The sequence below is a fragment of the Halobellus rarus genome (assembly GCF_024494595.1).
GTDB lineage: Archaea > Halobacteriota > Halobacteria > Halobacteriales > Haloferacaceae > Haloquadratum > Haloquadratum rarum.
The window spans coordinates 513919-530150 of sequence record NZ_JANHDI010000001.1 but is presented as its reverse complement, the minus strand read 5'-3'; the positions used below and the strand labels follow the sequence as shown (position 1 = coordinate 530150).

26 protein-coding genes are annotated in these 16232 nt (G+C 66.6%); 2 read left to right on the top strand and 24 right to left on the bottom strand.

Annotated features, from left to right (window positions below; all coding sequences use genetic code 11):
* Positions 1-7 precede the first annotated feature (7 nt).
* Together NO876_RS02810 and NO876_RS02805 are read left to right on the top strand one after the other, a co-directional pair.
* Entirely contained in the window at positions 8-589 is a 582-nt protein-coding gene (locus NO876_RS02810) for an HIT family protein (protein WP_256420249.1), read from the top strand.
* A 460-nt stretch (positions 590-1049) separates the two neighbouring features.
* Complete coding sequence (locus NO876_RS02805) at positions 1050-2105, top strand: cation diffusion facilitator family transporter (protein WP_256420135.1); 1056 nt, start codon at positions 1050-1052, stop codon at positions 2103-2105.
* Between the two features lie 18 nt (positions 2106-2123).
* On the opposite strand, the gene NO876_RS02800 is transcribed toward NO876_RS02805, so the two are convergent.
* The 24 genes from NO876_RS02800 to rpl4p form a co-directional block, all read right to left on the bottom strand.
* Positions 2124-3377: a tRNA (N(6)-L-threonylcarbamoyladenosine(37)-C(2))-methylthiotransferase gene (locus NO876_RS02800; RefSeq protein WP_256420134.1), complete on the bottom strand. Its 1254-nt coding sequence runs from the start codon at positions 3375-3377 to the stop codon at positions 2124-2126.
* A 192-nt stretch (positions 3378-3569) separates the two neighbouring features.
* Positions 3570-5039, bottom strand: coding sequence for a preprotein translocase subunit SecY (gene secY / locus NO876_RS02795; protein ID WP_256420133.1), 1470 nt, complete (start codon positions 5037-5039; stop codon positions 3570-3572).
* A gap of 3 nt (positions 5040-5042) precedes the next feature.
* Positions 5043-5540: an uL15m family ribosomal protein gene (locus tag NO876_RS02790; RefSeq protein ID WP_256420132.1), complete on the bottom strand. Its 498-nt coding sequence runs from the start codon at positions 5538-5540 to the stop codon at positions 5043-5045.
* Positions 5537-6001: a 50S ribosomal protein L30 gene (locus NO876_RS02785; RefSeq protein WP_256420131.1), complete on the bottom strand. Its 465-nt coding sequence runs from the start codon at positions 5999-6001 to the stop codon at positions 5537-5539. The genes NO876_RS02790 and NO876_RS02785 overlap by 4 nt, the downstream gene beginning before the upstream one ends.
* On the bottom strand, positions 6001-6651 hold the full coding sequence (locus NO876_RS02780; RefSeq protein ID WP_256420130.1) for a 30S ribosomal protein S5: 651 nt from the start codon (positions 6649-6651) through the stop codon (positions 6001-6003). Before NO876_RS02780 ends, NO876_RS02785 begins: the two co-directional genes overlap by 1 nt.
* On the bottom strand, positions 6648-7202 hold the full coding sequence (locus NO876_RS02775) for a 50S ribosomal protein L18 (RefSeq protein WP_256420129.1): 555 nt from the start codon (positions 7200-7202) through the stop codon (positions 6648-6650). Before NO876_RS02775 ends, NO876_RS02780 begins: the two co-directional genes overlap by 4 nt.
* The gene (locus tag NO876_RS02770) at positions 7202-7657 is read right to left on the bottom strand and encodes a 50S ribosomal protein L19e (protein ID WP_256420128.1); all 456 of its coding nucleotides are present in this window, start codon (positions 7655-7657) and stop codon (positions 7202-7204) included. The genes NO876_RS02775 and NO876_RS02770 overlap by 1 nt, the downstream gene beginning before the upstream one ends.
* Before the next feature lie 2 nt (positions 7658-7659).
* On the bottom strand, positions 7660-8361 hold the full coding sequence (locus tag NO876_RS02765; protein ID WP_256420127.1) for a 50S ribosomal protein L32e: 702 nt from the start codon (positions 8359-8361) through the stop codon (positions 7660-7662).
* Between the two features lies 1 nt (position 8362).
* Positions 8363-8899 (bottom strand): 50S ribosomal protein L6, encoded by a 537-nt coding sequence (locus NO876_RS02760; protein WP_256420126.1) that lies wholly within the window; start codon positions 8897-8899, stop codon positions 8363-8365.
* A gap of 4 nt (positions 8900-8903) precedes the next feature.
* Positions 8904-9296: a 30S ribosomal protein S8 gene (locus NO876_RS02755; protein ID WP_256420125.1), complete on the bottom strand. Its 393-nt coding sequence runs from the start codon at positions 9294-9296 to the stop codon at positions 8904-8906.
* A gap of 2 nt (positions 9297-9298) precedes the next feature.
* Positions 9299-9475: a 30S ribosomal protein S14 gene (locus NO876_RS02750; protein ID WP_049985035.1), complete on the bottom strand. Its 177-nt coding sequence runs from the start codon at positions 9473-9475 to the stop codon at positions 9299-9301.
* Positions 9472-10002, bottom strand: coding sequence for a 50S ribosomal protein L5 (locus tag NO876_RS02745; RefSeq protein WP_256420124.1), 531 nt, complete (start codon positions 10000-10002; stop codon positions 9472-9474). The genes NO876_RS02750 and NO876_RS02745 overlap by 4 nt, the downstream gene beginning before the upstream one ends.
* The gene (locus NO876_RS02740) at positions 9999-10781 is read right to left on the bottom strand and encodes a 30S ribosomal protein S4e (RefSeq protein WP_256420123.1); all 783 of its coding nucleotides are present in this window, start codon (positions 10779-10781) and stop codon (positions 9999-10001) included. Before NO876_RS02740 ends, NO876_RS02745 begins: the two co-directional genes overlap by 4 nt.
* On the bottom strand, positions 10778-11140 hold the full coding sequence (rplX, locus tag NO876_RS02735) for a 50S ribosomal protein L24 (RefSeq protein WP_256420122.1): 363 nt from the start codon (positions 11138-11140) through the stop codon (positions 10778-10780). Before rplX ends, NO876_RS02740 begins: the two co-directional genes overlap by 4 nt.
* A 4-nt stretch (positions 11141-11144) precedes the next feature.
* The gene (locus NO876_RS02730; protein ID WP_256306164.1) at positions 11145-11543 is read right to left on the bottom strand and encodes a 50S ribosomal protein L14; all 399 of its coding nucleotides are present in this window, start codon (positions 11541-11543) and stop codon (positions 11145-11147) included.
* Positions 11543-11869, bottom strand: a complete 327-nt coding sequence (locus NO876_RS02725; RefSeq protein WP_103990655.1) for a 30S ribosomal protein S17 — start codon at positions 11867-11869, stop codon at positions 11543-11545. Before NO876_RS02725 ends, NO876_RS02730 begins: the two co-directional genes overlap by 1 nt.
* Complete coding sequence (locus NO876_RS02720; RefSeq protein WP_256420121.1) at positions 11860-12420, bottom strand: ribonuclease P protein component 1; 561 nt, start codon at positions 12418-12420, stop codon at positions 11860-11862. Before NO876_RS02720 ends, NO876_RS02725 begins: the two co-directional genes overlap by 10 nt.
* 7 nt (positions 12421-12427) lie before the next feature.
* Positions 12428-12646 carry a 50S ribosomal protein L29 gene (rpmC, locus tag NO876_RS02715; protein ID WP_256420120.1) on the bottom strand — a complete coding sequence of 73 codons (219 nt, stop codon included), beginning with the start codon at positions 12644-12646 and terminating at the stop codon, positions 12428-12430.
* Positions 12646-13599 (bottom strand): 30S ribosomal protein S3, encoded by a 954-nt coding sequence (locus NO876_RS02710; RefSeq protein ID WP_256420118.1) that lies wholly within the window; start codon positions 13597-13599, stop codon positions 12646-12648. Before NO876_RS02710 ends, rpmC begins: the two co-directional genes overlap by 1 nt.
* Positions 13599-14069 carry a 50S ribosomal protein L22 gene (locus NO876_RS02705; protein WP_256420117.1) on the bottom strand — a complete coding sequence of 157 codons (471 nt, stop codon included), beginning with the start codon at positions 14067-14069 and terminating at the stop codon, positions 13599-13601. Before NO876_RS02705 ends, NO876_RS02710 begins: the two co-directional genes overlap by 1 nt.
* Before the next feature lie 3 nt (positions 14070-14072).
* Positions 14073-14495 carry a 30S ribosomal protein S19 gene (locus NO876_RS02700; protein ID WP_256420116.1) on the bottom strand — a complete coding sequence of 141 codons (423 nt, stop codon included), beginning with the start codon at positions 14493-14495 and terminating at the stop codon, positions 14073-14075.
* The gene (locus tag NO876_RS02695; protein ID WP_256420115.1) at positions 14495-15229 is read right to left on the bottom strand and encodes a 50S ribosomal protein L2; all 735 of its coding nucleotides are present in this window, start codon (positions 15227-15229) and stop codon (positions 14495-14497) included. Before NO876_RS02695 ends, NO876_RS02700 begins: the two co-directional genes overlap by 1 nt.
* Before the next feature lie 2 nt (positions 15230-15231).
* Positions 15232-15486, bottom strand: coding sequence for a 50S ribosomal protein L23 (locus tag NO876_RS02690; protein ID WP_256420114.1), 255 nt, complete (start codon positions 15484-15486; stop codon positions 15232-15234).
* Positions 15483-16229, bottom strand: a complete 747-nt coding sequence (rpl4p, locus tag NO876_RS02685; protein WP_256420113.1) for a 50S ribosomal protein L4 — start codon at positions 16227-16229, stop codon at positions 15483-15485. The genes NO876_RS02690 and rpl4p overlap by 4 nt, the downstream gene beginning before the upstream one ends.
* Positions 16230-16232: the final 3 nt, after the last annotated feature.

Here is a 16232-nt window from a genome sequence, read left to right as displayed (position 1 = left end):
CGAAACGATGGAGCAGGTCTTCGCCCCCTGGCGGATCGAGTGGGTCGAGCGCGACCCCGAGGAGAAGAACGTCGAGGGATGCCCCTTCTGCGTCCTCCCCGAGCGCGAGGACGATCGAGAGAGCCGGATCGTCGCCCGCTCAGAACACGCGTTCGTCATCCTGAACAACTACCCGTACAACCCCGGCCACGTGATGATCGTCCCGTATCGACACACCGGCGAGTGGGGCGACCTGACCGACGCCGAACTGCTGGATCACGCCCGACTGAAGGTGGCGGCGATCGACGCCCTCGACGCGGCGTTTCACCCCGACGGCGTGAACGCGGGCGAGAACCTCGGCGGCGACGCCGCAGGCGGGTCGATCGACGACCACGTCCACACGCACCTCGTCCCGCGCTGGAGCGGCGACACGAACTTCATGCCCGTGATCGGGGGGACGAAAGTGATCGTCGAAGCGCTCGAAGAGACCTACGACCGCCTCCACGGGGCGTTCGCGTCGCTGCCGGCGGCGACCGACGAAGCCAGAAGTGAGCACGAGGACGACGCCGACGCCCCGACCCGCGCCGTCCGACTGGACTTCGGCGACTGAGCCGGCACCCATCTCTCGGATGCGTTTCTTCGCGTTCCCGACCTCGTCCAGCCGTAGACTTATGTACGAACCCGCGGCCAGACGGCCCGTGATCTGACGACGACCCCGCGCCGCGTCGCGGTTGCTCGGCACGTCGGCGCGGGGACGAGAGCGACGACGCTGTGACGGGGACGTCGTCGACGCGGGTGCCGACTGTTCGCCAAGTGACAGCCCGGGCGCTACGATGCAGAACGCCTTCGGCAGGCGATGGCCGCCGAAGAACCGCCGGGCGGGAGTCCCGCGAGCGGAGCGAGCGGGACGCCGATGGACGCGACGCGTCTATCGGGAATAGACGGGTCCGCCTTCGCCGAGCGCGCGGGGGCTTCCGGGGACGAGGTCTTCGTGTCGAAAGCGACCCGGGCGGCGTCGTACTCGTCCGGCGACCGAAGCGACTTAGCCCCCCGAGGAGTACGCTCGGACGATGAGCGACGACCGGAGGCGCGTCGTCCGCCGCGTGGGCCTCGTGATCCTCGCGGTGAACCTCGCTCTCGTGCTCGCGAAGGGCGGCGTCTGGGGACTCACCGGCAGCCTCGCCGTCGGCTCGGAGGCCGTCAATAGCCTCGCCGACAGCGTCTACAGCCTCGTCATCGTCGCGGGGCTGTACCTGACGACCCAGCCGCCGGACTTCGAGCACCCCCACGGCCACGAGCGCATCGAGCCGTTCGTCTCGCTGTTCGTCGCCGTCGGCGTCTTCGCTGCCGGCGGGGCCGTGCTCTGGAACGCGACCACGTCAGTCCTGAACGGCACCTACGGCGTCGAGGCCGGGACCGCGGGCGTCGTCGTCCTGCTCGGGACGGCGGGGGCGAAGTACGGCCTCTACCGCTACTGCCTCCGCGTCGGCGAGGAGCGGCACTCCCCCGCCGTCGTCGCCGCCGCGCTCGACAACCGAAACGACATTCTCACCGCCGGCGCTGCGCTCGTCGGCGTCCTCGGCGCGTCCTACGGCGCGCCCGTACTCGATCCGATCGCCGCGGGTGTCGTCTCCCTCGGCATCTTCTACACGGGCTATGAGATCGTCCGCGACAACGTGAACTACCTCGTCGGCGCGGCTCCCCCGGAGAAACTCCGCCGTGAGATCCTCGAACGCGCGCTCGAGCACCCGCAGGTCCGCGGCGCGCACGACGTCGTCGCCCATTACGTCGGCCCGGAGGTCGACGTGAGCCTCCACATCGAGGTCGAAGGTGATATGACGCTGTTCGAGGCCCACGACATCGAATCGGCCGTCGTCGAGTCGATCCGCGCGATGCCGGAGGTCGACGACGTGTTCGTCCACGTCGATCCGAAGGAACTCGGCGAGTGGAAGGAGGATGCGCAAGCGAACCGGCTCATCGGGACCGCGATCGCCCGTGGAAACGACGAGATGGTCGCCGAGAGAGAGACCGACGACGGAACTGCAGGCGACGTCGTCGACCGCGACGTTGCGTCCCAGGACAGCATTGGTGCGGCGTCCGAGGGCGGCGAGGAAGAAAGAGGATAGCGGCGGCGAGAGCGACGATCAGACCGGCTCGCCGAACGCGTAGACCGTCTGGTGACTCGTCACCTCGACGTCGAGGAAGTCGCCCGGTTCGATCCCGCGCTCCGTGGCGTCCCGGACGATGATCTGCCGGTACGCCTCGTCGCGGCACTTCACCGAGTCACCCGTGCCCTCGCGGACGGCCATTACGCGACGAGTCTCGCCGATCATCGACTCGTATGCCTCGGCGACGACCTCCCGCTTCAGTTCGGACATCTCCTTCGAGCGCTCCTTCTTCACCGTGCCGCCGAGGCCCTTCATCTCGGCGGCGTCGGTGCCGGGGCGCTTCGAGAAGCGGGTGACGTTCACCTTTTCGGGCCGCACCTCGCGGAAGAGCGCCATACTCTGGGCGTGATCCTCCTCGGTCTCGGTCGGGAAGCCCACGATGAAGTCCGTCGAGAGCGTCCAGTAGTCCAACGTCGAATCGAAGGTCTCGACGATCTCGAGGAACTTCTCGACGCGGTGCTGTCGCCGCATATCCTCCAGGACGGTGTCGGAGCCGGACTGCACCGGGAGGTGGATGAAGTTGTACAGCTGCTCGTGGCGGTCGAAGGCTTCGACCAGTTCCTCGCGGATGCCGTGGATCCCGCCGGGGTTGGCCATCCCCAGTCGGACCCGGAAGTCGCCGTCGATCTCGGTGCAGATCCGATCGAGCAGTTCCGGGAGCTTCCGGTCCCCCTCGTCCCAGCCGTAGACGCCGGTGTCCTGGCCCGTGATTCGGAGCTCCTTCGCACCCGCGTGAACCAGCGCGCGAGCCTTCTCGACGTTCTCCTCGACCGGCGGGGAATCGACCCGGCCGGTCGCGAACTTCGTGATGCAGTACGAGCAGTTCGAAAGGCAGCCCCGGGCGATCGGGAGAATCCCGACGACGCCGTCGAGGACGGGGTCGGTCCCCGGCCCCGGGTTCGGGCACTCGCCGTTCGTGACCGCCGCGGGGACGTCGTCCCAGTGGAGGATCTGCGCGTCGACGTCCTCCTCGCGGAACTCCTCGCCCTGTGCGAGCGCCATACAGCCCGTGATGATGAGGTCCGCCGTCTCCGACTCCAGCTCTTTGGCCCGACGGAGCATATTGCGCTCCGTCTTCTCGACCACCGTGCAGGTGTTCATAATGGCGACGTCGGCTGCCTCCGGGCCGTCGACGGGATAGTGGCCGGCGTCACGGAGCGCGCTCTCGATCTGCCGGCTCTCGCCGCGGTTGGAGGTACAGCCGTACGTCTCGATGTGGTATCGGGCCATTCGGTCGGTACAGCGTATCCGATCCGCGGGCAAAAGCACGACGGTTCTGGGTGGGCACGAGGGCACGTTCCGCGTGATATCCTCGAATCAGTGAACACCGCTTTGGCGGGCTTACAGAGTGAGGTTGAACCGGTCGGCAGGCTCGCGAGTCGCCATCGTGAAAAATAAAGCGATTCCGCAGGTTTCGGGCCGTCAGTTGTTGAACATCTCGCGCATCATCGGGTGCATCTCCATCAGCTGCTCCTCTGCGATCTCTTCGTACAGCTTGTACGTGATAGAGACCGTGAGCAGCAGCCCCGTACCGGAGACGCCGCCGATGGTGCCGAGCATATTCGCCAGGACTGCCAGCAGACCGACGAGCGCGCCGCCGATGACTGTCACCTGGGGGATGTAGCGTTCCATCACCTTCTCGATCACCTGCGGATTCCGCCGGAACCCGGGGATCTGCATCCCGGAGTTCTGGATCTGCTTGGCCGTCGCTTCGGGGCCCATCCCCGTCGTCTCGACCCAGAAGATGGCGAAGATCGCACCGCCGATAATCATGAAGATCAGGTCGATCGCGACCCGGGCAGCGATTGCCGTCGGCTCCTGGGAGGTGAATCCGAGGAACCACATCCAGTCCTGTCGGGACTGAATCGGCGCGATATACCAGAACAGGCCACCAGTGACCTGTCCCTGGGTGTACTGGCCGAGCCAGGCCGGCATCCCCGCCCACCAGTTGTTCAGGATCTGCCCGAGGAACTGGAGGTTCGCCTGCAGCGCGCGGACGAGGATCATCGGCAGGACGCTCGCGTAGATGAGCTTCACGGGGAATCGCCCTCGCGCGCCTTTTACGTTGGCGTGCGAGAGCGGGATCTCGACCCGGACGCTCTCGGCGTAGACGACGACCGCGAAGATGAGGACCGTCGTGATGAGCGCGAGAATCTGTCCCTGTCCGAGGAAGAGATCCGAGAGGCCGCCGGGCGTCAGCGGCGAGCCGACCTCGACCGCGCCGGTGATGATCCCGACCCACGTGGGGAAGAAGCCACTCTGCCCGCCGAGGCTCTGCCAGCTGAACAACCCGGCGACGAGCTGCTGGCTCACGCCGGCGATGATGAACAGACCGACGCCGGAGCCGACGCCCCACTTGCTCACGATTTCGTCCATGAACAGGATGAGGACGCCACCGACGAAGATCTGCGCGAAGATGATCCCCCGGACGCCGCCGACGCCGACGCCGAGCGACTGTCCGAGCGCCTCGCTCGGTGGCAGGAAGTTCCCGGCGAACACCATCGGAAGCCCCGTCAGGCAGATCATCACGACCACCAGCAGCTTCTGGAGACCCTGATACAGCACCTGATCGCGGGGGTCGTTGGTGTCTAACCCGAGCAGGTCCGCACCGCCGAGCAGCTGCAGCACGATGCTCGCCGTGACGATCGGACCGATACCCAACTGCATGATCGATCCCTGTCCGCCGGCGAGGATGCTACGGAACTGCCCGTAGAAGTCGCTGCCCGCACCGCCCGTCTGCAGCCCGAACAGCGGGACGTTCGTCAGGAAGAAATACAGCACGAGGATCCCGGCGGTCCAGCCGAGCTTCCGGCGGAACGGGACGTGCCCCTCCGGACGCGCGACTGACGGCATCCGCGTCAGCACCGGTTCGGCGGCCTCCTTCCATCCCATAGATTACTCCTCTGCGTCTTCGTCGTCTTCGTCGGCTTCGGCCTCGGTGAGGAGCTCCTCGCCGCGCGCTGTGAGTTCGACGCTGCCGCCGGCGTCTTCGATGAGTTCGACGGCGCCGTCGGAGAAGGCGTCGGCGACGACGTGCAGTTCCTGTCGGACCTGCCCGCCGCCGAGCACCTTCACGAGGTCGACGTCCTCGCCGTCCTCGGCGACGTCACGCGCGTCGATGTGGTAGGCGTCGCCGTCCTGCTCGGCGAGATCGTCCGCCACGAGCAGCGCCGCGTCCTCGTCCAGCGTCCGGACGTTGACCTCGGCGACCGTTCGCTGCGCGTCCTCGGGGCGCTTGAAGCCGTGTTTGCCGATCGGTTCGTAGTTGTGGAACTCGTGTTTGTCCCGACCCGCGCGACCGCGGCCGCCGCGGTGACCGGCGCCGCGCCGGTTCTTGTGCGTGCCGCCGCCGTGGGTCCGGGAGCCGCGCTGGCGTCGCTTCTTCGACGTCATCGCATGTCCTCCAGGAGTTCGTCGATAGCTTCTGTCTGGTGCTTGCCGATCTGACCGCCCTCGGTCGTCGGGTGCTTCTGACCGCGGTGGCCGCCGCGAGGCGGGTGCAGCCGAAGCACCGGAGAGAGACCCTGCTCGCGCAGCGTCGTCTCCTCGTCGACCAGCGCTTCCGCCAGCGCGCCGAAGTCGTCGTAGTCGGTGTGCTCGGAGAGCCACTCCTCGTCGACGTCCGCGTCGCCCTCGGCGGGCTCCGCGCGCGTCTGAAGGACGGTCTCGACCGCGTCGACGCTCGGTTCGCCGTGCGCGACGTAGTCGTTGACCTTCGTGATCATCCCGCGGTACGTCTCCGTCTCCGGGACGAACGCGCAGTGATTCACGTGGTGGATGTTGAGCATCTTGAGCGTGTCGTGAACGGCGGAGCTCATATTGACGTCGCCGCGGAGCTGAACGATCGCTTGCATCACTCGCTCACCTCTTGCTCGCGCTGCTTGGCGGCGGCGCGTCGCGGCGTCCGCGACTGCGAGGCGTTCCGCAGCGCGTTGTACGTCGCCTTCGCGAGGTTGACCGTCGTCCGCGTGTTCCCGTTCGAGCGGGTCCAGGCGTCCTGGATACCCGCCAGTTCGAGAATGTTGCGGACGGTCGGTGCGGCCGCGAGGCCGAGACCCTGCGGCGCGGGCATAATCTCGACGGTCACCGAGCCGGCCTTGCCCTCCGCCTTGCGCGTGAGGGAGTTGAGGCCGCCGGCGGAGTCTTCCCACGAACCGGATCCGCGGTCCACCGAGATGATGTTGAGTTTCGCGACGTCGATCGCCTTTTGAATCGCCGATCCGACCTGGTCGTCCCGCCCCTCGGCGTAACCGAGGTAGCCGTCGCGGTTACCGATCGCGACGACGCAGCGGAACTTCACCCGACGGCCGGAGTCGGTCATCCGCTGGACCATATTGATGTCCAGCACCTCGTCGTCCAGCCCCGGGAGGAGCTGATCGACGAGTTCCGGCTCTTTGAGCGGGAGCCCGGATTCGAGGGCCTGTTCCATCGTGGTGATGTCGCCGTCCTGTACCATTCGGCCGAGCCGCGTGCGCGGCGTCCAGCCATTATTGCGTTGGCTCATGCGTCCTCCTGTAGTCGCTCGAGCACTTCGTCGAAGTGCTCAGGGAGTTTCGTGGCGTCGAAATCCCCCGAATAGAGGGGCTCGTCGAGCTGCTCGGCGTACTCGGCGATGTGCTCGCCGCGGTTGCGCGACCAGTCCGCGAGAACCGACTCGCTGTGCGGGATCTCGAGGCCAGCGTCTATTGCTCCTTCCTGCACCGCGAACACCTTGTTACCGGGCGTCGCGGTGTTCAGTCCGATGTCGAGGACCGCCTCTTCGAGGCCGGCCTCGACGGCTCGCGTTCCGGCGAGGAATCCCGTCAGGTACGCGCTCGGCAGGTTCCCAGTGGGAGCCTCCCAGCCGTACTCGGCGAGATCCTCGGAGGACGCGGCCGCGTGCGTTTCGTCTCCGTCGGGTCCGGGGGTGATCAGCTGCGCCCTGACGTGCTTGTTGCTCGTGCGAGCAACGAGGCGGGGCTTGCCCGATTTCAGCAGGCGCAACCTCTGGTGGTAGTCCGTCCGGACCTCGCGGCGACGCCGCATCGGCACCTTGTACCGTGGTCCTGTTGCCATTATTCTATCTCCACGTCGTAGTTGTTCCGAATGTATGCTTCGAGCCGTGCCACGTCGTCGAACTCGCCACCCGACGCCTTGTTGTACACTTCGCGGTACTGCGTCGCGGTGAGCGGGCCGTCGTCGCGCAGTTCCTTCAGGCGACGACGCTGTGCGCGGATCCGGCTGACCCATTCGTCTTTCGAGTTCTTCCGACCGCCGGCTTTCCCCTTTCGGGAGCCGGGGCCCTTGCGGTGGCCGTACGCGCGCTTCTCGGCGCGTTCGCGGGCGCGACCCTTGGAGTTGCCCTTCGCGTCTTCGGCGCGAATGGTCCCCTGATCGACCAGGTCACGGATGTCCTCGCGGGTGATGGCCTCCGCAATCTCGGACTGTTCGTCTGGATCGAACCAGACGCGGCTTTTGCCGACGTCGAGGACGTCGGCCGCCATACGCTTCTGTGCTCTCAGATTCGTCATCGTTATTCTTCGACCTCCACTTCGACGTAGGTCGGGTTGAGGACGCGGATCTCGCGGTCCTCAGCCACTTCCTCGATTCGCTCGCGCTTGCGCGCGCCGACCTTGGAGGCGATGCGAGCGGCCTGAGTGTCCCCGTCGACACCGTCGAGGTCGTCGACGTTGTGGACGCGAACCTCCTCGAAGCCCGAGGGGTGCAGACCGCGCGCGGCCTTCGGCGAGCGGAAGCCCGCCTCGACCATATCGCCCTTTCCTTTGATGCCGCGGCGCTGCTTCGAGAGGTTGCCGCGGGGCTTCCGCCAGGATTCGGGCACGCGCTTTTTGGCGTGGTACTTCTGACGACGGAACGCGGGCTTGCCCTCTCGGTGCTTCTGACCGAGGGCGCGCGCGGTCTCGTCGTCGAGCTCGGGCGTCTTGTCGGCGTGGCCGCGGGGACGGAGTTCGGTCTCGACGTCCTCGTCGGCCTCCTCGTCGGCCTCGTCTTCGACTTCGGCCTCGGTCTCCTCTGAGACCTCGAGTCCGCCCACGTCGGCCTTGATACGGGCCGCGAGCGCGTTGCCGACGCCGTCGACCTCTGCGAGCTCCGACTGGCTGGCCGCTTTCACGTCGTCGACGCTCTCGTAGCCGGCCTCTCGGAGCGCGTCCGCCTTCGAGGGGCCGACGCCGCTGATGTCTTCGAGTGTTTCGATGTCGTCTTCGTCAGCCATCTCAGGCACCTCCGGTCTGCGGCTTCTGCGTGATGTAGACGCCGTCCTGGAAGACGCGCGTGTCCTTGTCCGTCACGCGAGTGAGCTGTTCGATGTCGGCGGCGGTCTGCCCGACGTCCTCTTTCGAGGGACCCGTCAGGGTGACCACTTCGCCGTCGACCTGTACCTCTGTGTCTCCGCGGATCGGCGTCCGTCGCGAGGACTTCTCGCCGAGGAAGTTCTCGATGACGATCTCGTCGCCCTCGACGTCGACCTGCATCGGGAAGTGGGCGTAGTAGACTTCCATCTCGTACGTCCAGCCTTCGGTGACCCCGTGAAGCATGTTCGACACGTGGCTCTCGAAGGTCCCGACGGTCGCGTTCGTCTTGGCGTCCTCCTCCTCGGAGGCGATGACGACCTGGTCGTCCTCGACGCTGACGCTGACGGAGGGGTACCACAGCGTCCGGGTGACGCTGCCGTTCGGCCCCTCGACCGTCAGCTCGAGGTTGGACACCTCGGCGGAGACCTCGTCCGGAATTTCGATTTCTACTCTGGTCATGGTCTCAGTACACGTAGGCGATTACTTGGCCACCGATGCCCTGTTCGCGGGCGTCGTAGTGGCTCATGACGCCGTGGCTCGTCGTGACGATGAGCGTCCCGTAGTCACGGGCGGGGAGGTATCGCTTCTCCCACTTCTCGAACTCGTCTGCGCCCGCCGAGTAGCGGGGCTTGACGGCACCACATTCGTTGATTGCGCCGCTCAGTTCGACCTCGAACCGTCCGGCCTTGCCGTCGTCGACGAACTCGAAGCCGTCGATGTACCCGCGGTCGTAGAAGACCTCGAGGACGGAGCCGATGACGTTTGAGGCGGGCTGTATCTCGTGGGACAGGTGCCCGACGCTCTCGGCGTTGTCGACGCCGGCGAGCGCGTTGGCGAGTGGATCGTTTCCTGCCATAATTATCGGTACTTCTTGAATCCCATCTCGCGGGCGACCTCGCGGAAGCACTGTCGGCACAGGTAGATCTCGTACTTACCGACGAGTCCCTGGTTGCGACCGCAGCGTCGGCACTCGTGGCTCTGGCCCGTGCGCCGGCTCGCGTGTTCGCCCGTCTGTTCTGTCTCTGATTCGCTCATTGTGAGTCTGTGACCTCCACGTCCACGTCGAAGGCGTCCTCGACGAAGACGATCGCGTCCTCGGGCGTCAGTCGGTGTCGGTTCGGAATCGACTGCGACGCCTTGTTACGCTTTTTCACTCGGTAGCCGGGGCGGACGAGGTTGACCGTCACGTCGAGCCCGTAGATACCGATCTGCGGATCGTACTCCTGGGAGGGGAAGTCGGTGTGCTCTTCGACACCGAAGCTGAAGTTCCCCGTCTCGTCGAACTGTCGGTCGACGAGGTCGGCGATCGGCAGCGACTTCTCCAGGAAGGCCTCCGCCTCCTCGCCGCGAAGGGTGACCTTCGCGCCGACCGGGTCGCCGACGCGCGACCCGAACTGGGTCGCCGCGCGGGTCGCCTGCGTGCGGACGGCCTGCTGTCCGGCGATCTCTTCGAGGATCTCCTCGGCGTTCGCGAGCTCGCGACCGCCCTCGCCGACGCCCATGTGGACGACGACCTTCTCGATCTGCGGTTCGCGCATCTCGTGGAACTCCGCGTCGCTCATTCGTCGTCACCTCCGTCGGCTTCGACGTCGTCGCCGTCGTCGGACGCGGACTCCTCGTCCGCGTCCGAATCCTCGGCGGCGTCCTCGTCGTCGACGAACTGCTCGTCGATGACGACGACGTACTCCTCGATCGTCTCGAAGGTGCTCTCGTCGCCCTCGACGACGACGGTGTTGTCGCCGCTGCCGGCGGTCACGACGATCTCGTCGACCTCGCCGATCTCGCCCGAGTGCGAGCCGTCGACGGCGGTGACGAGCGCGCCCTCCTCGTAGGCGAAGTGCGCGACGATCTCTTTGGTCTCGTTGTCGATCACGAGGGAGTCCTTCGTGTCGTACTCGCTCGCGTCCTCGACGCGGATGTTCGCGCCGTCGTGCAGCGTCAGCTGCGTGTCGCCGCCGCTGACGTCCTGCTTTCGGACGATCTTGCCGAGGCGGCCGTCGGCCGCGTCGGGATCGATGGGCGTCAGCGCCAGGCGTCCGCCCTCCTCGGGGAAGACGCGGTAGTACTCTTCGCGCTCGGTGAACGCGAGGATGTCGAACATCCCCACCGGGCGCTGCTCGTCGGAGACCGCGTCGCCGTTGACGAGGACCGAGCCCTCGTTCAGGGCGTAGCGCGCCTCCTTCTTCGAGTCGACGTAACCGAGCACGTCCCGCAGGAGGATGAGCAGGGGAACCCCCGCCTCTCCGTGCGGACCCGCGCCGGCCTTGACCGTGAACGTGTCCGTCTTCCGCTCGACGGGCCAGGCGTTCGGGGCCGAAAGTCGCTTCTGGTGTCGGGTCATTCTTCGTCCTCCGTCGCTTGCAGTCGCGCCTCTCGGCGGTCGTCTTCCAGATCCAGTTCGGTCACGCGGAGATTCGAGGCGTCGAGGGGACGAGGCACTTCCTCGCCGTCGGCCTTCTCGACCGTCACGTCTTCGACGTGAACGACCGTGTCCGTGAGGTCCACCTCGACGACTTCGGCCTCCGTGCCGGCGTAGTCGCCGCGGAGCACCTCGACGGTGTCGCCCGCGTTGACGCGAACGTTCCGCTGTCCGTACTCCTCGCGGAGGTCGTCGGACAGCGTCGCGCGGACCTGATCCTGCCGCTCGTGCAGGGGCGCGTTCTGCGTCTGCAGTCGCTGTTTGCGTGGTTGTTCGGTCATGAGTTCAGACGATCATCGTCGCCGTCGAGGCGATGCTCCCGAAGCGCTCGGCCACTTCTCGCGCGATGGGACCCTTGATCTCGGTCCCGCGAGGCTCGTCCATCTCGTCGATGATGACGGCGGCGTTGTCCTCGAACTTCACGCGCGTCCCGTCCGGTCGGCGGATCGGTTTCCGCTGGCGGACGATGACGGCCTGCAGCACCTGGCGGCGCATCTCCGGCGTCCCTTTGGTCACCGAGACGGTGATCTGGTCGCCGATGCCCGCCTTGGGGTGTCGGTTCTTGGTTCCTGAGGAACCCTTCACGCTGATGACCTTCAACTGGCGCGCGCCAGTGTTGTCGGCGCACGTGATGAGCGAGCCCCGTTCGAGGCCTTTCGTGACGTCGGCTTTCAGGGCCTCCATCACTCAGCACCTCCGAGGGTCTCGACCACGACGTGAGCCTTGGTCTTCGACAGCGGTCGGGTCTCTGCGATACGCACCGTGTCGCCTTCCTCGAGGTCCACGCACGGGGGTGCGTGAGCCGGAATGCGACTACGCCGCTTCATGTAGCGGTCGTACTTGGGAACGTGAACGTCGTATTCACGCTCCACAATGACGGTTTTCTCCATGTCGGTGGAGGCGACCGTTCCTTCGAGCGTCTGTCCGCGCACGGAAAGCGTTCCGTGGAAGGGACAGTTCTCGTCGGAGCAGGTCTCCTCCGGTTCTTCTACGTTCAGTCCTATCGCCATAATGTGTCACCTGCCTTCTCGGTCCGCAAGGCGGGTCGTGAGAGCAGCCGTGTGCCATCCACCGTAACGTAGGCCACGCCCTCGCAATTCCCGGCATTCCGCTGGGAAGCCGCTGCGGAGTCCGCAGCAGGCCGACCAGACTGACCGGCGTCGAATCCGCCGGCAGTATCCGATCGAAGTTTGGACGCGGTCCCCGACGCCTTCGCGGCGTCGGCGGCTTCATCTGTGCGTCCGGGCCTCTCGTCCCGGCAGGGGAGCGCGAACTCGAACGTCGTGCCCCCCTTCGGCACCTGTTTCACCCGAGCGCGACGCGCCTCGGCCGCGTCGGCGTCGCCGGACGGAGTCCGGCTCCCCGAGGCGCTCTGCGCCTCGCTGTCTCCGACGGCGACCGCGTCCGCGTCGCTCTCGCTGACGTCCACGTGCAGCGTCCGCATCGTCTCGACGACGACGCGCCCCTCGATCCCGACGAGGTCGGGGTTGGGCGCGTCGACGACGGCCACGCGGAGGCCGTTGAGTTCGTGTCGCGTCAGCGTCTCGGGTGTCAGTGCCATCGCGGTGTTACTCCTGGTCCTCGTCGAGGTCGCCTTCTTCGGCCTGGATCGTCTTGATCCGCGCGATGGTCCGCTTGAGCTCGCCGACGCGCCCCGGATTCTCGGGTGCGCCGCCGGCGGCCTGCACGGCGCGCGTGTTGAGCAGTTCGGTCTCGAGCTCTTCGAGCTCGGCGTCGCGCTCTGCGGCCGTCATATCGCGAATCTCTGCGGGATAGAGGATCGCCATTATTCTTCGTCCTCCTCGGCCTCGTCGGCGTCAGATTCGGTCTCGGCGTCCGATTCCGCTTCGGCCTCTTCCATCTCGTCGAGGAGTTCCTCGGCTTCCGCCTCGACCTCCTCGTCGAGTTCGTCGAGTTCCTCTTCGGGCTCCTCATCGTCGACGTCACCCGTCTCGACGGGCTCCTCCTCGGTTTCGTCGATGACTTCCTCGACGACGTCCTCGTCGATGACCTCTTCGGGGGCCTCGTCGGGGACCTCGACGTCCTCGTCGGCCTCGCCGACGTCGGGGACCTCCTCGGGCTCTTCCTCGAGGAGCGATTCGACGCCCTCGCTCTCGGCGACCTGCTCGACGGGTTCGACGTCCACGTCCTCGTGGATCTCGAAGTCGTCGGGCAGTTCCGCGCCCGGCGGGATGATCTTCACGGTCACGCCGATCGTGCCGAGCTTCATCACGGCGACGCCCTGGCCCTCGTCGACGATCTCCTGGGCGGGTTCGCCGTTGTGCTTGATGTAGCCGCGGTTGAACTTCTCGACGCGCGAGCGCGCACCCGTGACCTTCCCGCTCAGGACGATCTCGGCGCCCAGCGCGCCGGACTCCATGATGCGGTCGATCGTGGTGTGGCCCGCCTTGCGGAAGTACCAGCCGCGCTCTAAGGCGTTGGCCAGTCGGTCCGCGACGATCCGGGCGTTCAGGTCGGGCTCGTCGACCTCCTGAACGTCGATCTGGGGGTCGTCGAGGTTGAACCGCTCCTCGAGCTCGCGGGTGACCTTCCGGATGTTCTTCCCGCCCTTGCCGATGACCATCCCGGGCTTTTCGGCCTTCAGGACGATCTGGGTTCCCATCGGCGTCTTCGCGACGTCCATCCCGCCGTAGCCGGCGCGACCGAGTTCGTCGGCGAAGAACTCGTCGATCTGGGAGCGCTGCAGTCCGTCTTCGATGAACTGGTGTTCGTCGGCCATTAGGCTTCGACCTCCTCGGCTTCTTCGACGATGAGTTCGACGTCACAGACCGGCGTGTTCCACGGGTCGGCACTGCCGAACGCGCGGGGCTTGCGGCCCTGTCGTTCGCCGACCTTGTGGGCGGCGACGTGTTTGATCGTCATCTCCGCGGCGTCGAACCCCTGCTCGTCGGCGTTCGACGAGACGTTCTCGAGGAGTTCGAGGAACGCCTTCGAGGCCTTCTCGGGGTAGCGGCCCGCGTCCCAACCGTCGATGTCGGATCGGTGTCCGACACCGGTGTTGTGCTGTCGGAACGGAACGGACTGCTCCTCGTCGATGACGTCCTGGAGGTACCCCTCCGCGTCCGCGACGGTCTTCCCCTTGATCTCTCGGGAGATGGCCTTGCTGTGCTTCAGGCTGATGGGCCGATCGCGGAGCATCCCCTTGGCGGTGGTCTCCGGGTCGGCCTCGACGCTGTAGTTGATACCCATAGTTTATTTGAGCGGCACGAACTTCGAGGACCGGGTCGCGCCGATGCCGGCCTGACCGTGTTCGACCGACGTTCGGGTCAGCTGGAACTCGCCCAGGTAGTGCCCGATCATCTCGGGCTCGACGCGGACGCGCTCGAAGGACTGCCCCGTGTACACCTCGAACGTCTTCTCGACGAATTCGGGGAGGATGGGCATGTCCCTGAGGTGGGTCCGGATCGGATCGTTGGCCGTCTCCTGGACGCCGGCCTCGCGGGCCGTCTCCAGCAGTTTCTCCTGTTGGACCGAGAGTCCTCGTTCGATGGTTCGCCGCTGTCGGGCGGGGAGCAGTTCTGCGACCTCGTCGAGCGACAGCTCCTGCAGCTCGTCGAGCGTGTGACCGCGGTAGGTGAACTCACCCTCGCGGCCGGTGCGGTATTCCGAACTCATTAGTTATCCTTGCCTCCTTTGCCACCGCGACCGGTGCGCTTCGAGGCGATGTCGCCGACCTTCCGTCCCGGCGGGGCGTCCCGCGAGACGGACTTCGGCTGACCGGGGTGCTGGCGGCCGCCGCCACCGAACGGGTGGTCGACGGCGTTCATCGCGACACCGCGGACGCGCGGCCACTTGATGCCGCGCGCTTTCATTTTGTGGTGCTTCTTGCCGGCCTTCACGAACGGCTTCTCCGTCCGACCGCCGCCGGCGACGACGCCGACGGTGGCGCGGCACTGCGGGTTCAGCCGCTTGACTTCCCCGGAGGGGAGCTTCACGACCGCGACGCGGCGGTCGTGCGTCATCAGCTGTGCGCTGGTCCCGGAGGCCCGGGCGAACTTCCCGCCGTCGCCGGGCGAGCTCTCGACGTTACAGACGGGAACTCCCTCGGGGATCTCCGAGAGCGGGAGCGTGTTGCCGGGCTTGATCTCCGCGCTGACACCGACCTGGATCGTGTCGCCGACGGCGACGCCCTCGGGCGCGAGGACGAGTCGCTGATCGCCGTCCTCGAACTCGACGGCGACGACCGGCGCGCTGCGTGCGGGGTCGTGCTCGATGTCGACGACCGTCCCGGAGATGGTGTCGTCCGATTCGTCCTTCTTGTGCGAGAGTTCGGCCTTGTAGCGGTGCGACGGTGCCCGGAACGTGGACGTGCCGCGTCCGCGACGCTGACCTTGAATTCGTCGTCCCATGTTCAGAACACCCCGATTCGCGAAGCGACTTCCTGCGCGTCGTCGTCCTCGTGGAGTCGGACGGTCGCCTTCTTCTCGCCTCGTGGCGTTATCTGCGTGTTCACGTTCACGACGGACACCTCGTAGCGCGATTCGACCTCGTCTTCGACGTCCGCCTTCGTGGCGTCGAGGTCGACGATGAACTGGAGCTTGTTACTGTAGTCCATCTCGTCCATCGCCTTCTCCGTGACGAGGGGGTGCTCGATGAGCGAACTCATCGGTCGGCCACCTCCTCGACCGCGCTCTCGGTGAACAGCGTGAGTCGACCGGCCTGCGTGCCGGGCGCGAGGTCCTCGGCGCTCACGTTGGCCGCGGTGACCACGTCCGCGCCGGGGAGGTTCCGCGCCGCCTTCGAGGGCTCTTCGCTCGTGACGAAGAGGATCGACTTCGGACGCGTGTACTTCCGTCCGCGGGTCTTCCCGCGGCCGGCCTTCACCTTCTTGTTCTCGTCGGAGTGCTCGACGTCGGCGTGGACGCCGAGCGATTCGAGCAGGTCGACGACCTCGCGGGTCTTCACGAGGTCCTCGAAGTCGTCGGAGACGACGAGCGGGAGTTCGACGTCGTCGTCGAACCGGTGGCCGCGCTCGCGGGCGAGTTCGTCGTCCGTCGTGGCGGCGATCGCCGAGCGGACGGCGAGCTTTCGCTCCTTGTCGTTGATCTCCTTGCCCTGGTCTTTCTCCGCCTTCGGCGGGTGCGCCTTCCGGCCCTTGACGGCGTGGGGAACGCGTCGGGCGCGTCCGTTCTCGCGGGGGACGTGCGCCATCCCGCGGCCGCTGCCGAACGACTCGGCCGGAGTTCGCAGCCCCGCGTAGGGGTCGGCACCGTACGCCTGTTTTCGGTTGGCCTGCGCGGCGACCACGGCGCGCTCGATGAGGTCCGGACGGTAGGCCGTCTCGAAGACCTCCGGGAGGTCGAGCGTGCCGGCGTCGTCGCCGTTCAGGTCGCGAATTGTTGCCTGCATTGT

Coding starts and splice junctions, on each gene's coding strand:
- NO876_RS02810 (WP_256420249.1), top strand. CDS start 8: ATGGAGCAGGTCTTCGCCCCCTGGCGGATCGAGTGGGTCGAGCGCGAC.
- NO876_RS02805 (WP_256420135.1), top strand. CDS start 1,050: ATGAGCGACGACCGGAGGCGCGTCGTCCGCCGCGTGGGCCTCGTGATC.
- NO876_RS02800 (WP_256420134.1), bottom strand. CDS start 3,377: ATGGCCCGATACCACATCGAGACGTACGGCTGTACCTCCAACCGCGGC.
- secY (WP_256420133.1), bottom strand. CDS start 5,039: ATGGGATGGAAGGAGGCCGCCGAACCGGTGCTGACGCGGATGCCGTCA.
- NO876_RS02790 (WP_256420132.1), bottom strand. CDS start 5,540: ATGACGTCGAAGAAGCGACGCCAGCGCGGCTCCCGGACCCACGGCGGC.
- NO876_RS02785 (WP_256420131.1), bottom strand. CDS start 6,001: ATGCAAGCGATCGTTCAGCTCCGCGGCGACGTCAATATGAGCTCCGCC.
- NO876_RS02780 (WP_256420130.1), bottom strand. CDS start 6,651: ATGAGCCAACGCAATAATGGCTGGACGCCGCGCACGCGGCTCGGCCGA.
- NO876_RS02775 (WP_256420129.1), bottom strand. CDS start 7,202: ATGGCAACAGGACCACGGTACAAGGTGCCGATGCGGCGTCGCCGCGAG.
- NO876_RS02770 (WP_256420128.1), bottom strand. CDS start 7,657: ATGACGAATCTGAGAGCACAGAAGCGTATGGCGGCCGACGTCCTCGAC.
- NO876_RS02765 (WP_256420127.1), bottom strand. CDS start 8,361: ATGGCTGACGAAGACGACATCGAAACACTCGAAGACATCAGCGGCGTC.
- NO876_RS02760 (WP_256420126.1), bottom strand. CDS start 8,899: ATGACCAGAGTAGAAATCGAAATTCCGGACGAGGTCTCCGCCGAGGTG.
- NO876_RS02755 (WP_256420125.1), bottom strand. CDS start 9,296: ATGGCAGGAAACGATCCACTCGCCAACGCGCTCGCCGGCGTCGACAAC.
- NO876_RS02750 (WP_049985035.1), bottom strand. CDS start 9,475: ATGAGCGAATCAGAGACAGAACAGACGGGCGAACACGCGAGCCGGCGC.
- NO876_RS02745 (WP_256420124.1), bottom strand. CDS start 10,002: ATGAGCGACGCGGAGTTCCACGAGATGCGCGAACCGCAGATCGAGAAG.
- NO876_RS02740 (WP_256420123.1), bottom strand. CDS start 10,781: ATGACCCGACACCAGAAGCGACTTTCGGCCCCGAACGCCTGGCCCGTC.
- rplX (WP_256420122.1), bottom strand. CDS start 11,140: ATGACCGAACAACCACGCAAACAGCGACTGCAGACGCAGAACGCGCCC.
- NO876_RS02730 (WP_256306164.1), bottom strand. CDS start 11,543: ATGGAGGCCCTGAAAGCCGACGTCACGAAAGGCCTCGAACGGGGCTCG.
- NO876_RS02725 (WP_103990655.1), bottom strand. CDS start 11,869: ATGGCGATAGGACTGAACGTAGAAGAACCGGAGGAGACCTGCTCCGAC.
- NO876_RS02720 (WP_256420121.1), bottom strand. CDS start 12,420: ATGGCACTGACACCCGAGACGCTGACGCGACACGAACTCAACGGCCTC.
- rpmC (WP_256420120.1), bottom strand. CDS start 12,646: ATGGCGATCCTCTATCCCGCAGAGATTCGCGATATGACGGCCGCAGAG.
- NO876_RS02710 (WP_256420118.1), bottom strand. CDS start 13,599: ATGGCCGACGAACACCAGTTCATCGAAGACGGACTGCAGCGCTCCCAG.
- NO876_RS02705 (WP_256420117.1), bottom strand. CDS start 14,069: ATGGGTATCAACTACAGCGTCGAGGCCGACCCGGAGACCACCGCCAAG.
- NO876_RS02700 (WP_256420116.1), bottom strand. CDS start 14,495: ATGAGTTCGGAATACCGCACCGGCCGCGAGGGTGAGTTCACCTACCGC.
- NO876_RS02695 (WP_256420115.1), bottom strand. CDS start 15,229: ATGGGACGACGAATTCAAGGTCAGCGTCGCGGACGCGGCACGTCCACG.
- NO876_RS02690 (WP_256420114.1), bottom strand. CDS start 15,486: ATGAGTTCGCTCATCGAGCACCCCCTCGTCACGGAGAAGGCGATGGAC.
- rpl4p (WP_256420113.1), bottom strand. CDS start 16,229: ATGCAGGCAACAATTCGCGACCTGAACGGCGACGACGCCGGCACGCTC.